The organism is Sphingomonas sp. GW821-FHT12D09 (assembly GCF_058807215.1).
In genome coordinates this window covers 99,961-114,453 of record NZ_JBXAQL010000001.1, presented here as the reverse complement: position 1 = coordinate 114,453, position 14,493 = coordinate 99,961, and the positions used below count along the sequence as shown (strand labels likewise).

Here is a 14,493-nt window from a genome sequence, read left to right as displayed (position 1 = left end):
GAAACGGATAAGACTATCCCGGTCAGGCTTCCGCCGCCTGCAGGATGGCTTCCAGCATCTGACGATGCTCGGGACGGCGCATCTGCCGCGCCAGCGCCAGCCCCGGCCCGCTCGCCAGCGCCCCGGCGAGCGTGCGCGCCTGTTCCTGCTTGCCGAGCAATTGCGCACTCACGCACAAGCCGAGCAGTGTCGGCGGGAATCCCGGCGTCGCATGGTCCGCCTCGACGAAGAAGTGATAGGCATCCTCGATCGCCCCGCGCTGGAGCGCCGCGAAGCCGATGCCGGACAGGGTCTGGCCCAGTGCGCCGGTCGCCGGATTGATCCGCAGCGCCAGTTCGAACCGTTCGGAGGCACGATCGGCATCGCCGCGCAGCACGTCCACCCAGCCGCCCCAGAACAAGGTCGGCTGGTGGGCCGGCAGCAAGTGCAGCGCCTTGGCGACGATGCGGTCGGCCATATCCAGGTCGCCGCCGATGTTCATCAGCGTGCCCGCGCAATAGCCCAGCGCTTCCACATTCTCGGCGCCGAAGCGCATCGCCGCCTGATAGTTCTGGATCGCACGCCGCAGCGTCGCCTCGCTGTCCGGCGAATAGTTCATGAGATAGGCGATGCTGCAGCAATAGGCGGCGAGCGAGGTCGACCACGGACAGGTCGGATCGTCGTTGACCAGCTGGAGCGTCAGGTCGAGCGCCTCGGTGATCGCTTCCTTCTCCCAGCTACGGAACAGCGCATTGGCGCGCCAATACCGCTCATAGTCGCCGGAGATCGGGCCGGTCAGCCTCAGGCTTCGCTGGCGCTCGGCATTATCGACCTTGGTCCAGATCTGCGGGGCGATCTTGCCGGCGATCTCCTGCTGGAAGGCAAAGCTTGCATCGACCTGGCCGACAAAGGTGTCCGACCAGAATTGCTCACCGCTCTGCCCGTCGATCAGCGAGGCGAGCACGCGCAGATTGTCGCCGTCGCTCAGGATGGTGCCTTCGAGCAGATAGCGCACGCCCAGCCGGCCGGCGATCTCGGCACGCGACCTGCCTTCTTCCGCCAGGATGCGCGAGGCGTTGCTCGAGACGATGAAGAGCTGTGGGAACATGCTCAGGCACACGCTGATCTCGCCCGCCAGCCCGATGCCCAGCCAGGCCTGGGCATCGGGGCCGAGCACGGTGAAGGGCAGCACTGCGATCGAGGGCTTGGGCGGCGGCAGGGGCCGCGTGCCCGAAGCCAGCGTCTCGCGCGCGCTCGGCACGGCGCCGCCGAAGATCTCGTCCGCGCTGGGCAGCGGTTCGGACGGCTCGGGAAGCGACAGTTCGATCATGTCGCGCACCCGCTCGCGTTCCTCGCGCAGCCACTCCTCGAACGCGTCGCAATCGGCCAGGTCGATCCCCTCGAGGAAATCGCCGGCGAAGCGGGTACGGGCGTCCGGCGCGCTCAGGCCGAGCGCGAACACATCGACTTCGAGCCGGTCGATCGCCAGCGCCACGCGCTTGGTCTCGCAGATTAGCAGGTCGCCCGCGCCATGCTCGGCCAGCACCTTGCGCAGATTGGAAAGCTCTCGCCGCAGGCTGTCCTGCGCCTGCTTTGGCGCGCGGGCGCCCCACAGCATCGCCTCCAGCTTGCGGCGCGCGCGCACGCCGCCGGAAGAAACGACGACGATCGCGATCAGCGCCGCGGCCTTCTGGCTGCTGATCTCGATGCGGCTCCCATCGGGCGCGAACAACCCGAAGGGGCCCACCAGATTGAGCCGATAACGCTGCATCCCCAATTCCCCGCCCCCCACAGGCCGTTGCCGAACGCGTTACGCCACCAAACCCGTTTCACGCTTTTCGGACTCTGCGCTGCCTAAGCCCCGGGGCAGCGATGCTTCATTCCTAACGGCAAAGAGGGGCAACCGAAATGCGAATCGTGGCAATCATCTCCGTCCCGGTCCTTTTGGGGGGCTGCGTCCATCTGGATGCCCGGCCCATGCGGTTCGCCTGCGGCGACCTGCTGACCGGAAACATCGAAACCTATCAGGCGACGCCGCTGTTCGCCGAGTTGCAGCGCGATGCCGGGTTCGACGAATGCCCGAATGGCAGGCCGGATTGCGGCGGCGTGCCGCTGCATGCCGAAAACAGCACCAGCGGCGACGATCCGATCCTTGGCGCGCTCGAGGGCTGGCAGGCGCGCCGGCCGGGCCTGGTTTCGGCAGAGGGAGAGACTGCGCCCGAAGTGCCCGTGCTCATGCTTTCGGGCGGCGGCGCCTGGGGCGCGTTCGGCGCCGGCTATCTCGACACGCTCGGCAAGCGCGATTGGGCAGTGGTCACCGGCGTGAGCACCGGCGCGCTCCAGGGGCTGTTTATCGCCGCCGGCGACTATGCCGGGCTGGAGGCTGCCTATCGCATCAGCGACGGGGGCGAGCTGGCCAAGCCGAACGGGCTGCTCCGCATGCTCTCGCGCGGATCGGAAAACGATATTTCGCCGCTCCGGGCCAAGGTCATGGCCTATCTGCTCCCGTCCGGCGGCGCGCAATCGCCGCTGGTCCGCATCGCCCAGCCCGACAGCCCAGCCTATTCGGTCGCCACGGTCGAGGCTCGCAGCGGCGACCTCAAGGTGATCCACATCACCCAGCTGGTCCGCCGCGCGCTAGACGCCAATCAGCCGCTGCCGCGCGTGGCAGAATGCGTCGCCGGCGCCGCGATCGCGTCGAGCTCGATCCCGGTGCGGCTCACGCCCGTGCAGATCGACGGGCACACCTACACCGATGGCGGCGTGCGCAGCTCGGTGTTCGATACCGGCATCGGCAAGCGGATGACGCAGTTCCTGGCCAGCGCGAAGGCCCGTGCCCGGCCCCATCTCTATGTGATCCGCAACGGCCCGACGATCGTCTTCCGCGATGCCGAGACGGTGGATGCGAAGGGTGAGAAGGTCGCCGAGGTGGATGCCCGGCCCGACATCCTGCGCCTGGGCATGCGCGGCTATTCGACGATCGTGAACCAGAACGAACTGATGTCGGTCGCCAGCCTGCGCCTCAACTACCCGAAGGGGCCGATCAGCGTGATCTCGGCGGACGGCTTCAACGCGCCGACCAATCCCAAGCCCTGCGGCCCGCGGCCCTCGGACCTGTTCAACGCCCCCTTCATGCGCTGCCTGGCCGATTGGGGGGTCTACAAGGCGAAGAACGGCCCCGGCTTCATCGAGCTGCAGGAACTGCAGATGAAGCCCCTGTCCGCCACGCCCCGCTGACCCCCGATCTCCAGGACAATTCCCATGCCTCACGTCACCTACGAAAACGACGTCGCCTGGCAGAATTTCCACCTCACGCGCGGGCAGATGGGACCGGACGGGCCGGAAATGCTGATCCACAGCCTGGCCAGCATCGACGCCAGCGATGCCAACCAGCCATCGGGGCTGGAGCGCTTCGCGGCGACCGGCGCGGCGCTGTTCGGCCATCTGCGCACGCTCGACGTGCCCGGTGACACCACGTCTTTCGCCGCCGGCACGGTGGGCCAGGGCTGGAGCTTTGCCCCGCTGATCGGCACGCCGGTCTCCCAGCTCGACGCGCTGGGGCTGGCAAGCGTGACGATGCTCGCCGAGGACGAGCGCGATCCCGGCTGCCGTGCGCCCGCCGACCATGTCGCACTCGCCAGCGGCGGAACGACGATGGAGACGATCGCGCTATGGGCCGAGCAGAACGGCTGCGCGCTCCACAGCAGTGGCACCTACCTCTACCCCAGTATCGCCGGTGGCGCCGCCACGTCCAGCCACGGCTCGCGTCTCGGCTTTGGCGGCATCCAGAACATGGTGCTGGGCATGCACCTGATCGTCGGCAGCGGCGAGCATGTGTGGATCGAGCCCGCCTGCGCGCCGGTGCTGAGCAAGGCCGGGCTCGCCAGGCTGGCGATCGACGGCAAGCTGCCCCGGCTGGTGCGCGACGATGACCAGTTCGAGGATGCGCTGGTCCATCTGGGTGCGATGGGCATCGTCAACGGCATGGCGATCGAACTGGTCGACAACCACAAGTTCGCGCTGATGCAGCGTGTCACCATGCTGACCCCCGATTTCCTGCAGGACCTCGCCGATGGCAAGTTCAACGAGATCGCCGTGCGCCTGAACTGCGCGGCGGAGCCCCTGTTCTACGAGCTCACGATCAACCCGCACGCCCCGTTCGCCTATCCGGCGACGAACATCATGTACTTCGCCACCAGCCGCCAGGCGCTGATGCCCTCCGGCCCCGCCGACATCCTCCACCCGGCCGACGCAATCTCCCAGCTCGGCACATCGATGGTCTCGGCGGGGATGGAGACGGCAAAGGCAGCCGCACCCGAGGCGCTTGTCCCGCCGGCAGCCCAACCCATTCCGCCCTGGGTGCTGCCGATGCTGATCGGAGATGAATCGATCTTCGGCTATTATCGCGGCCTCAAGACCTACGACACGCCCGATGCGCCCTTCGATCCGGAAGCCGACGCCCCGCTCGGATCCAAGCCCTATCTGTGGAGCGAGCTGCACAAGGGCACGATCACCGGCGGCAAGCCCGGCGCGCTCTACAACGCTTCCTTCGCGATACCGCTCGAACAGGTCGCCAAGGCGATCCCGCTGATCTGCGCCGCGGTGCAGGGGCTGGCCCCGTCCTTCGTGTTCACGCTGCGCTTCGTCGACAAGGCGGCGGGCACCCTGGCCTTCACCCGGTTCGAGAAGAACGCCGTGATCGAGATCGACGGCCTCTCCCCGCTGATCTGCCTGGCGACCAAGGCACGGATCAACCAGAACCTGAACTACGCCCCGGCGCTGGCCGACGCGCTCGACGTGCTGGCCGCCACGCTGCCCACCGGCGCCGCGATGGTGCGCGGCGCGCTGGATGGTGCCGGCATCCGCTATTCGATGCACTGGGCGAAGCTCGGCGACCTCGACCTCGCCAAGGTCCATGCCGATTACGGCCATCCGCGCGACCCGGAATCGCTGATCTGCCGCTGGCGCCAGACGCGCGACTCTCTGCTCACGCCCTTCGGCAAACGCGTCTTCTGGAACGATGCGCTGATCCAGTACGGCCTGCTCGATCCCTGAGCAGGCCCCACCGCCTCATTCGAACTCGAGGATCGCCGCGTCCACCGCCAGGCTCTCGCCCGGCGCGAAGTTGGAAGCCTTGACCACCCCTGCCCGCTCCGCGCGCAGGATATTCTCCATCTTCATCGCCTCGACCACGGCGAGCGGCTGGCCCGCCTCGACCCTGTCGCCTGGGCCGACATGGAGCTGGGTGAGCAGGCCCGGCATCGGCGCGAGCAGGAAGCGGCTCATGTCGGGCGGGGTCTTCTCGATCATGTGGTGCCGGTACTGCGCGACGTGCGGCGGATAGACTTCCACCTTGTGCGTTGCGCCGTGCGCCGTGAGCAGCCACTTCCCGCCCTTGCGCGCAACTCCGACGCTGAGCGGCGAACCGTCGATCACGGCAGTGAGGATCAGATTGTCCGCTTGCCATTCGCCATCGACTTCGATGGGCTGGCCGTCGACCGTGACATCCTCGTCCACCGCGACCTCGAACCGCTCGCCGTCGATCAGCACCACGCGGTCCTCGCCGATGGCGACTGGTCCGTTGAGCTGGCCTGACGTCGCGGCGGCGCGTTCGGCGCGTTCGAGGTCGATCACCGCCGCCAGCGCGGCCAGCTTGCGCTTGAGCGCGTCGGACGCCGGCGCGCCGTGGAACCCTTCCGGATACTCCTCGGCGATGAACCCGGTGGTGATGTTGCCCGATCGGAAGCGCGGATGCTGCATCAGCGCCGAGAGGAAATCGATATTGTGGCCGATCCCGTCGATCCGGAAGCGGTCGAGCGCCGCCACCTGCAGGTCCGCCGCTTCATCGCGCGTCTCGCCCCAGGTGACCAGCTTTGCGATCATCGGATCGTAGAACATCGAGACTTCACCGCCCTCGACCACGCCGTCATCGACGCGGACATAGCCCTGGTCGCCGCGCGTGCCGGGCGGGCCATAGGGCGTCTCCTCGCTCGCCGGTGGGCGATAGCGCACCAGCCGGCCCGTGCTCGGCAGGAAGCCGCGATAGGGATCCTCGGCATAGACGCGATTCTCGATCGCCCAGCCGGTCAGCGTGATATCGTCCTGCCCGAAGGCCAGCTTCTCGCCGTACGCGACGCGGATCATCTGCTCGACCAGGTCGATGCCGGTCACCGCCTCGGTCACCGGATGCTCGACCTGGAGTCGGGTGTTCATCTCGAGGAAGTAGAAGCCCGCCCCGGTCTTGTCGGCGCCCGAGACGATCAGCTCGACCGTGCCGGCGCTGAAATAGCCCACCGCCCGCGCCAGTGCGACTGCCTGCTCGCCCATGCGCTTGCGCATCTCCGGCGAAACGAAGGGCGACGGCGCTTCCTCGACCACCTTCTGGTGCCGCCGCTGGATCGAGCATTCGCGCTCGCCCAGGTAGACGATATTGCCATGCCGATCGCCCAGCACCTGGATCTCGATGTGGCGCGGCTGCTCGATGAACTTCTCGATGAACACCCGGTCGTCGCCGAAGCTCGCCAGGCCTTCGCGCTTGGTCGCCTCGAAGCCTTCACGCACGTCGGTTTCGCTCCAGGCCAGCCGCATGCCCTTGCCGCCGCCGCCGGCCGAAGCCTTCATCATCACCGGATAGCCGATCTCGCCGGCGATCCGCACCGCATGCTCGGTATCGTCGATCTCGCCGACATAGCCGGGGACGACGTTCACCCCCGCCGCCTTGGCGAGCTTCTTGGACTCGATCTTGTCGCCCATTGCCGCGATGGCATTGGGCGGTGGCCCGATGAAAGCGATCCCCACCTCGGCACAAGCCTTGGCAAAGCTCTCGCGCTCCGAGAGGAAACCGTATCCAGGGTGAATGCAATCCGCGCCCGTCTCCTTGGCAGCGAGCAGGATCAGCTCGGCCTTGAGATAGGATTCCGCCGCCGGCGCCGGCCCGAGCCGCACCGCTTCGTCCGCCATCAGCACATGCGGCGCGCGGGCGTCCGCGTCCGAGTAGACCGCCACGGTGGCGATCCCCATCTTCTTGGCGGTGCGCATCACGCGGCACGCAATCTCGCCGCGATTGGCGACCAGGATCTTCTTGAACATCAGGCCTCTCCGGCTTTCCTATTTATGTCGCCCCGGCCTTGAGCCGGGGTCCCGCTTCTTGCCTTCTCCGATCCGCAGCGGGACCCCGGCTCAAGGCCGGGGTGACAGGCCGAAGAAGCGTGCATTGGCACTATTCCGCCGCCTCCAGCTCGACCTTCACCTCCGCCTGCATCGGCACCACGCCCAGCCGCGCGAACAGCGCCGCGTCCTTGTCGTCGCCGGCATTGCCCGCGGTCAGCAGCTTGTCGCCGGTGAAGATCGAGTTGGCGCCGGCCAGGAAACACAGCGCCTGGGTCGCGTCGCTCATGCTTTCGCGCCCGGCGGAGAGCCGCACCATGCTCTCCGGCATGGTAATCCGCGCCACCGCGATCGTGCGGACGAACTCGATGTCGTCGATCTGTGCCAGCGGCGTGTCGGCCAGCATGTTGCCCAGCACCGTGCCCTTGATCGGCACCAGCGCGTTGACCGGCACGCTGCCCGGATGCACTGGCAAAGTCGCCAGCGCGTGGATGAAGCCGACGCGGTCCGGCCGCGTCTCGCCCATGCCGACGATGCCGCCGCAGCACACGTTGATCCCAGCCTCGCGGACATGCTCGAGCGTATCGAGCCGATCCTCGAAGCTGCGCGTGGTGATCACCTCGGCATAGCGCTCGGGCGAAGTGTCGATATTGTGGTTGTAGTAATCGAGGCCCGCATCGGCGAGCATCCCGGCCTGCTTCTCGCTCAGCATGCCCAGCGTCATGCAGGTCTCCATCCCCATCGCGCGGACGCCCTGTACCATCTCGACGATGGCGGGCATGTCGCGGTCCTTGGGGTTGCGCCAGGCGGCGCCCATGCAGAAGCGCGACGAGCCGTGATCCTTGGCCTGGGCCGCAGCCTGCAGCACCTGGCGCACGTCCATCAGCTTGGTCGCCTTCAGCCCCGTCTCGGCCGAGACCGACTGGCTGCAATAGCCGCAATCCTCCGGGCAGCCGCCGGTCTTGATCGAGAGCAGCGTCGAGAGCTGCACTTCGTTCGGCGCGTGGTTCTCGCGGTGGACCGTCTGCGCACGGAACACGAGTTCGGTGAAGGGAAGATCGAACAGCGCGGCGATTTCTTCGCGGGTCCAGTCGGTACGGGTCATGGTTGCAGGGTCCGGGTAAAGAGATAGACGAACATGCCGACGCCAATGGAAAGCAACACGGGCGCGACGATCCGGCAGAAATTGACGGTGTTGTGCATCGGCGTTCGCAGGAAGCGCGCACGCACGATCTCGGAGGTGCCGGCGAAGGAAAGCAGGCCAGCGACGCCCAGCACTGCAAGCACGCCGACGAGCAGGCCCGGCTTCACGCCGTGCGCATTGGGGATCAGCGCCAGCACGCCTCCAAGCGACAGGATGCACAGCGAGGTCAGGTGCTTGAAATAATCGTAGAGCAAGGTCTCGCCGTCTCCGGCCTCCACCAGCTCCTCGTCGATCTCGGTCATTCGGCAGCTTCCTCCGTGGGGGGCATGTTGTGCCCGAGCAGCCGTAGCACTTCCTCGGCCGCCTTCACCAGATTGGTGCCGGGCCCGAAGATGGCCTGAACGCCCGCCTCGCGGAGGAACTCGTAATCCTGCGCCGGGATCACGCCGCCGGCGATCACCTTGATGTCCGCCCGGCCGGCGTCCTTCAGCTCGCGGATCAGCTCCGGGATCAGCGTCTTGTGGCCTGCCGCGAGGCTGGAGGCGCCAACCACATCGACATCGCTCTCGATCGCCAGCACCGCGGCTTCCTGCGGCGTCTGGAACAGCGGCCCCGGGACCACTTCGAAGCCCAAATCACCAAAGGCGGAAGAGACCAGATTGGCGCCGCGGTCATGCCCGTCCTGCCCCATCTTGGCGACGAGCATGCGGGGCTTGCGGCCGAGGCGCCGCTCGGTGGCGTTCACGCCGTCCTTGAGCCGCTCCCACACCGCGTCGTCCCGATAGGCGCCGCCATAGACGCCCTGCACCGGCGTAGGCTTGGTAGCATAGCGGCCAAAGCCGGCCTCCATCGCCGAGGATATCTCGCCCAGCGTGGCGCGAGCGCGCGCGGCATCCACGGCAAGCGCGAGGAGATTGTCGCTGCCCTCGGCACCCTGGCGCAGCGCCTCGAGCGCCGCCTGGCACGCCGCCTCGTCCCGCGACGCCTTCACGCGCTTGATCCGCGCGATCTGCGCCTCGCGCACCGCATGGTTGTCGACATCGAGGATGTCGATCGGGTCCTCGTCGGCCTTGCGATATTTGTTGACGCCGACGATCACCTGCTCCCCGCGATCGATCCGCGCGGCAGTGGCGGCGGCGGCTTCCTCGATCATCGCCTTGGGCCAGCCCGCCGCCACGGCCTTGGCCATGCCACCCTCGGCCTCGACCCGCTCGATGATCTCCCAGGCCTTGTCGACCAGTTCCTGGGTCAGGCTCTCGATATAGTAGCTGCCGCCCAGCGGATCGACGACCTTGGTCATCCCGGTCTCTTCCTGGATGACGATCTGGGTGTTGCGCGCGATCCGGGCGGAGAAGTCGGTGGGCAGCGCGATCGCTTCGTCGAGTGCGTTGGTGTGCAAGCTCTGCGTGCCGCCGAGCATCGCCGCCATCGCCTCGATCGTGGTGCGGATGACGTTGTTGTACGGGTCCTGCTCGGTCAGCGACACGCCGCTGGTCTGGCAGTGGGTGCGCAGCATCTTGGAGCGCTCGTCCGCCGCACCGAGCTGGGTCATCACCCGGTGCCACAGCACGCGCGCAGCCCGCAGCTTCGCGATCTCCATGAAGAAGTTCATGCCGATTGCGAAGAAGAAGCTCAAACGCCCTGCGAACTTGTCGATATCCAGGCCGCTGGCGACGCCGTATTTCACATATTCCATGCCGTCGGCGATGGTGAAGGCAAGCTCCTGCACCTGCGTCGCCCCGGCTTCCTGCATATGATAGCCGGAAATGGAAATGCTGTTGAATTTCGGCATGTTGGCAGACGTATATGCGAAAATGTCCGAAATGATTCGCATGCTCGGTTCGGGCGGGTAGATGTAGGTGTTGCGGACCATGAACTCCTTGAGGATGTCGTTCTGGATGGTCCCGTCGAGCAGGCTCTTGTCGACGCCCTGCTCCTCGCCCGCGACGATGAAGAAGGCGAGGATCGGGATCACCGCGCCGTTCATCGTCATGCTGACCGACATCTGATCGAGTGGGATCCCGTCGAACAGGATCTTCATGTCCTCGATGCTGTCGATCGCCACGCCCGCCTTGCCGACATCGCCGGTGACGCGCGGATGGTCGCTGTCATAGCCGCGGTGGGTGGCGAGATCGAAGGCGACGCTCAGCCCCTTCTGCCCCGCCGCCAGGTTGCGGCGGTAGAATGCGTTCGACGCCTCGGCGGTCGAGAAGCCGGCGTACTGGCGGATCGTCCAGGGCCGCCCGGCATACATCGATGCGCGCACGCCTCGGGTGAACGGCGCGAAGCCCGGCAGGCCGGGATCGATTCCCGCCACATCCTCGGCGGTGTAGAGCGGCTTGACCTCGATACCCTCGGGCGTGTGCCAGGTCAGGTCCTTGCCCTTGACCTCCTTCGAGGCGGCGGCCTTCCACGCATCGAGATGTGTTTCGTCCGTCATCCCAAATTCCCACCGTCATCCCCGCGAAGGCGGGGAGCCAGGGTAACAGAGCAGCGTCCTTCGCGGCTCTGGATCCCCGCCTTCGCGGGGATGACGAAGGAGATCAATGCCCCTCTCCCTTCGGCGTCTCCATGATCTCGGTCAGCACCCCCCCCATGTCCCTGGGGTGGACGAAGAAGATCGGCGTGCCATGCGCACCGATGCGCGGCTCGCCGAGCACCTTGGCGCCCTTGGCCTCGAACCAGGCCTTGGCCTCAGCGATATCCGGCACCTCATAGCACAGATGATGCTGCCCGCCCGCCGGGTTCTTCGCCAGGAAGCCATGGATCGGCGAGGCATCGCCCAACGGCTCGATCAGCTCGATCTGGCTGTTCGGCGTATCGACGAAGCAAACCTTCACGCCCTGCGCCGGCAGGTCGAACGGCGCGCGGATCACCTCCGCACGCATCACGTCGCGGTAAAAGGCGATCGACGCTTCGATCGAAGGCGTCGCGATGCCGACATGGTTGAGGCGGCCGAGTTTCATCCTATCCACCCATTCCTCTGGACCAGTCCAAACACAGTGCCGATGGCGCCCGTCAGAAACATGAGACAGCCAAAGCCGATCAAGAACTTGTACCAGCCGATACAGGCTCTGAAAGTCCGTGGGCGTTGATCACGATAAGTCTTCCGGCTTCCATGACTGAAATAGCCCCGTTCAATGGAAAGCTTCAGTTCGCGTTGCAGCCACAAGGTGAAGCACGCAACGCACGCCAGCCAGAAGCCGACAAACAACAATGTCCCCACCTCGCTCACAGCGGGATGTTATCGTGCTTCTTCCACGGGTTCTCGAGCTGCTTGCCCCGCAGCTTGCGAAGCCCGAGCGCCACGCGCCGCCGCGTGGAATGCGGCATGATCACCTCGTCGACGAACCCCTTGCTCGCCGCCACGAACGGATTGGCGAAGCGCGCCTCATATTCCGCGGTGCGCTCAACGATCTCCTCCGGCGTCTTGCCCCGGAAGATGATCTCCACCGCACCCTTCGCGCCCATCACCGCGATCTCGGCGGTCGGCCAGGCATAGTTCAAGTCGCCGCGCAGATGCTTGCTCGCCATCACGTCGTACGCGCCGCCATAGGCCTTGCGCGTGATCACGGTGATCTTGGGCACGGTCGCCTCGGCATAGGCGAAGAGCAATTTCGCGCCGTGCTTGATGATCCCCGAATGCTCCTGCCCGACACCCGGCAGGAAGCCCGGCACGTCGACGAAGGTCACGATCGGAATGTCGAACGCGTCGCAGAAGCGCACGAACCGCGCGGCCTTCTTGGACGAGTTTATGTCCAGGCACCCGGCCAGCACCATCGGCTGGTTCGCCACCACGCCCACCGTGCGCCCCTCGATCCGGCCGAAGCCGATCAGGATGTTGCCGGCATGGCTCGGTTGCAGCTCGAAGAACTCGCCTTCGTCGAGCGTCTTCCGGATCAGCTCGTGCATGTCGTACGGCTGGTTCGCGTTTGGCGGGATCAGCGTGTCGAGGCTCGGCTCCATCCGATCCCAGGGATCGTCGCACGGACGTTCCGGAACGGCCTCGCGGTTGGAGGCAGGCAAGAAGTCCACGAAGTCGCGGGCCGCGAGCAGCGCCTCGATATCGTTATCGAAGGCCACATCGGCGACCCCCGACCTCGTGGTATGCGTCACAGCTCCGCCCAGTTCCTCCTGCGTGACGATCTCGTTTGTAACGGTCTTCACTACATCCGGGCCGGTGACGAACATGTACGATGAATCCTTCACCATGAAGATGAAGTCGGTCATCGCGGGAGAATAGACGGCCCCGCCTGCACAGGGGCCCATGATCAGGCTCAGCTGGGGCACCACGCCGCTCGCGAGCACATTGCGCTGGAACACCTCGGCATAGCCACCCAGCGACGCGACACCCTCCTGGATGCGCGCGCCGCCGCTGTCGTTCAGCCCGATCACGGGCGCGCCGACCTTCATCGCCATGTCCATGATCTTGCAGATCTTCTGCGCGTGGCGCTCGGAAAGCGAGCCGCCGAACACGGTGAAGTCCTGGCTGAACACGAAGACGAGGCGACCGTTGATCGTGCCCGATCCGGTGACGACGCCGTCGCCGGGGACGATCTGGTCCTGCATGCCGAAGTCGACGCAGTTATGCTCGACATACATGTCGAGCTCTTCGAACGATCCCTGGTCGAGCAGCACTTCGACGCGCTCCCTTGCGGTGAGCTTGCCCTTGGCGTGCTGCGCGTCGATCCGCTTCTGCCCCCCGCCCAGGCGGGCGGCGGCGCGGCGGCGTTCCAGTTCCTCGATCGTCGACGACATGCGGTTCCCCTTGGGTAGCGGCGGCTTCTGCATCGGGACATGCCGTTACGGCAAATGCAATGTTGCGAAGTTGCAGCGTGCGGGTTTGCAGATATATTGCACGCATGAGCAATTCTCCCCGTCGCCGCCTGTTCGAAGGCTTTCGCCTGCGCGACCTGCGCCGCCGAGTCGGACTTAGCCAGGCGGCGATGGCGACGCGCCTCGGCATCTCCGTCTCCTACCTGTCGCAGATCGAGAATAACGACCGTCCGATCACCGACATCGTGCTGGTCGCGCTCTCCCGCGAATTCCCGCTCGAGGTATTCGGCGACGCGGCCGACAGCGCCGCGCTGCTCCGCACGATCGATGCCGCCACCGACGCCAGCGTCCCCGCCGAGCGGATCGAGGAAGCCGATGTGCGTCGCGGCATCGAGCAGCAGCCCCTGCTCGCCCGCCGCATGGTCGCGCTCCACGATGCCTGGCGCCGCAGCCAGGAGCAGCTCCGCGTCCTCGACGACCGCTTCGACAGCGGCTCCTCCGATGCCGCCCCGCTCCCCTGGGAGGAAGTCCGCGACTGGTTCCAGGCGGAGGGCAATTACATCGACACGATCGACCTCTCGGCCGAGACGCTAGCCGCCGATCTCGACCCCGATCGCCCTGCCCGTGGGCTCGAGGATCGGCTGCGCTGGCACGGCGTGAAGGTCACCAGCGAGGACGGCGACGGCAGCCAGTTGAGCCGTTTCGACGCGCAGGACCGCACGCTCGCGCTCAACAGCGCGCTCCCACCCGAGAGCCGCACCTTCCTGCTCGCCCACCGGCTGGTCCGCTACGAGTTCGAGAACGAGATGCGCCATGTGGTCGAGGGCTCGGGCCTCGCCACGCCGGCGTCACGCGAGTTGCTCAGCATCGGCCTCGCCAACTATGCCGCCGGCGCGCTGCTGATGCCCTATGGCGACTTCAAGGACACCGCGCGCAACGTCCGCCACGACATCGATCGGTTGCGCCAGCGCTTCCGGGTAAGCTTCGAACAGGCCTGCCACCGCCTCTCCACCCTCCAGCGCCCCGGCGCGCAGGGCCTGCCCTTCTTCTTCTGCCGGGTCGACATGGCCGGCAACATCACCAAGCGGCACTCGGCCACCCGCCTGCAATTCGCCCGCTTCGGCGGCGCCTGCCCGCTGTGGATGGTGCACGAGGCGGTGGCGATCCCCGACCGCATCCTCGTCCAGCATGCCGAGATGCCCGACGGCACGCGCTATGTCTCGATGGCGAAGGGGCTGGTGAAACCCTCGGGCAGCTATGCCCGCCCTTCGCGCCGCTATGCCGTGGCTTTGGGCTGCGAGGAGATGCACGCGGCGGACTTCGTCTATGCCGACGATCTGCGCCCTGGCGGCGCGGCGACACCGATCGGCGCCAGCTGCCGCATCTGCCCGCGAACGGACTGCGACCAGCGGGCGTTCCCGCCGGCGGGCTCGGCAATCGCGATTGATCCGGACCGGCGCAGCGTCGTCCCTTACGGCTTCCGCTGA

General features: G+C 66.6%; 10 protein-coding genes. 3 read left to right on the top strand and 7 right to left on the bottom strand.

The genetic code is table 11. The features are described 5' to 3' along the window. Nucleotides 1–22: 22 nt before the first annotated feature. Nucleotides 23–1,750, bottom strand: coding sequence for a hypothetical protein (locus AC1RPL_RS00595; RefSeq protein ID WP_493067316.1), 1,728 nt, complete (start codon nucleotides 1,748–1,750; stop codon nucleotides 23–25). Between the two features lie 206 nt (nucleotides 1,751–1,956). On the opposite strand from AC1RPL_RS00595, the gene AC1RPL_RS00590 reads away from it, so the two are divergent. Further along, nucleotides 1,957–3,216 carry a patatin-like phospholipase family protein gene (locus AC1RPL_RS00590; RefSeq protein WP_493067315.1) on the top strand — a complete coding sequence of 420 codons (1,260 nt, stop codon included), beginning with the start codon at nucleotides 1,957–1,959 and terminating at the stop codon, nucleotides 3,214–3,216. 24 nt (nucleotides 3,217–3,240) lie between these two features. Further along, a complete protein-coding gene (locus AC1RPL_RS00585) occupies nucleotides 3,241–5,034 on the top strand; it encodes a hypothetical protein (RefSeq protein WP_493067314.1) in 1,794 nt (597 codons plus the stop codon). Nucleotides 5,035–5,049: 15 nt separating this feature from the next. Here AC1RPL_RS00585 and AC1RPL_RS00580 read toward each other — a convergent pair whose 3' ends face one another. From AC1RPL_RS00580 to AC1RPL_RS00555, 6 genes are all read right to left on the bottom strand, one after another. Next, the gene (locus AC1RPL_RS00580) at nucleotides 5,050–7,068 is read right to left on the bottom strand and encodes an ATP-binding protein (RefSeq protein ID WP_493067313.1); all 2,019 of its coding nucleotides are present in this window, start codon (nucleotides 7,066–7,068) and stop codon (nucleotides 5,050–5,052) included. Nucleotides 7,069–7,198: 130 nt separating this feature from the next. Continuing rightward, nucleotides 7,199–8,191: a biotin synthase BioB gene (bioB, locus tag AC1RPL_RS00575; protein WP_493067312.1), complete on the bottom strand. Its 993-nt coding sequence runs from the start codon at nucleotides 8,189–8,191 to the stop codon at nucleotides 7,199–7,201. Continuing rightward, the gene (locus tag AC1RPL_RS00570) at nucleotides 8,188–8,532 is read right to left on the bottom strand and encodes a hypothetical protein (protein ID WP_493067311.1); all 345 of its coding nucleotides are present in this window, start codon (nucleotides 8,530–8,532) and stop codon (nucleotides 8,188–8,190) included. Before AC1RPL_RS00570 ends, bioB begins: the two co-directional genes overlap by 4 nt. After that, nucleotides 8,529–10,670 (bottom strand): methylmalonyl-CoA mutase, encoded by a 2,142-nt coding sequence (scpA, locus tag AC1RPL_RS00565; protein ID WP_493067310.1) that lies wholly within the window; start codon nucleotides 10,668–10,670, stop codon nucleotides 8,529–8,531. Before scpA ends, AC1RPL_RS00570 begins: the two co-directional genes overlap by 4 nt. A 103-nt stretch (nucleotides 10,671–10,773) precedes the next feature. Then, entirely contained in the window at nucleotides 10,774–11,196 is a 423-nt protein-coding gene (gene mce, locus AC1RPL_RS00560) for a methylmalonyl-CoA epimerase (protein WP_493067309.1), read from the bottom strand. Between the two features lie 265 nt (nucleotides 11,197–11,461). Continuing rightward, nucleotides 11,462–12,988 carry an acyl-CoA carboxylase subunit beta gene (locus AC1RPL_RS00555; RefSeq protein WP_493067308.1) on the bottom strand — a complete coding sequence of 509 codons (1,527 nt, stop codon included), beginning with the start codon at nucleotides 12,986–12,988 and terminating at the stop codon, nucleotides 11,462–11,464. Between the two features lie 104 nt (nucleotides 12,989–13,092). Between AC1RPL_RS00555 and AC1RPL_RS00550 the strand changes: the two genes are divergently transcribed. Then, a complete protein-coding gene (locus tag AC1RPL_RS00550; RefSeq protein ID WP_493067307.1) occupies nucleotides 13,093–14,493 on the top strand; it encodes a helix-turn-helix domain-containing protein in 1,401 nt (466 codons plus the stop codon).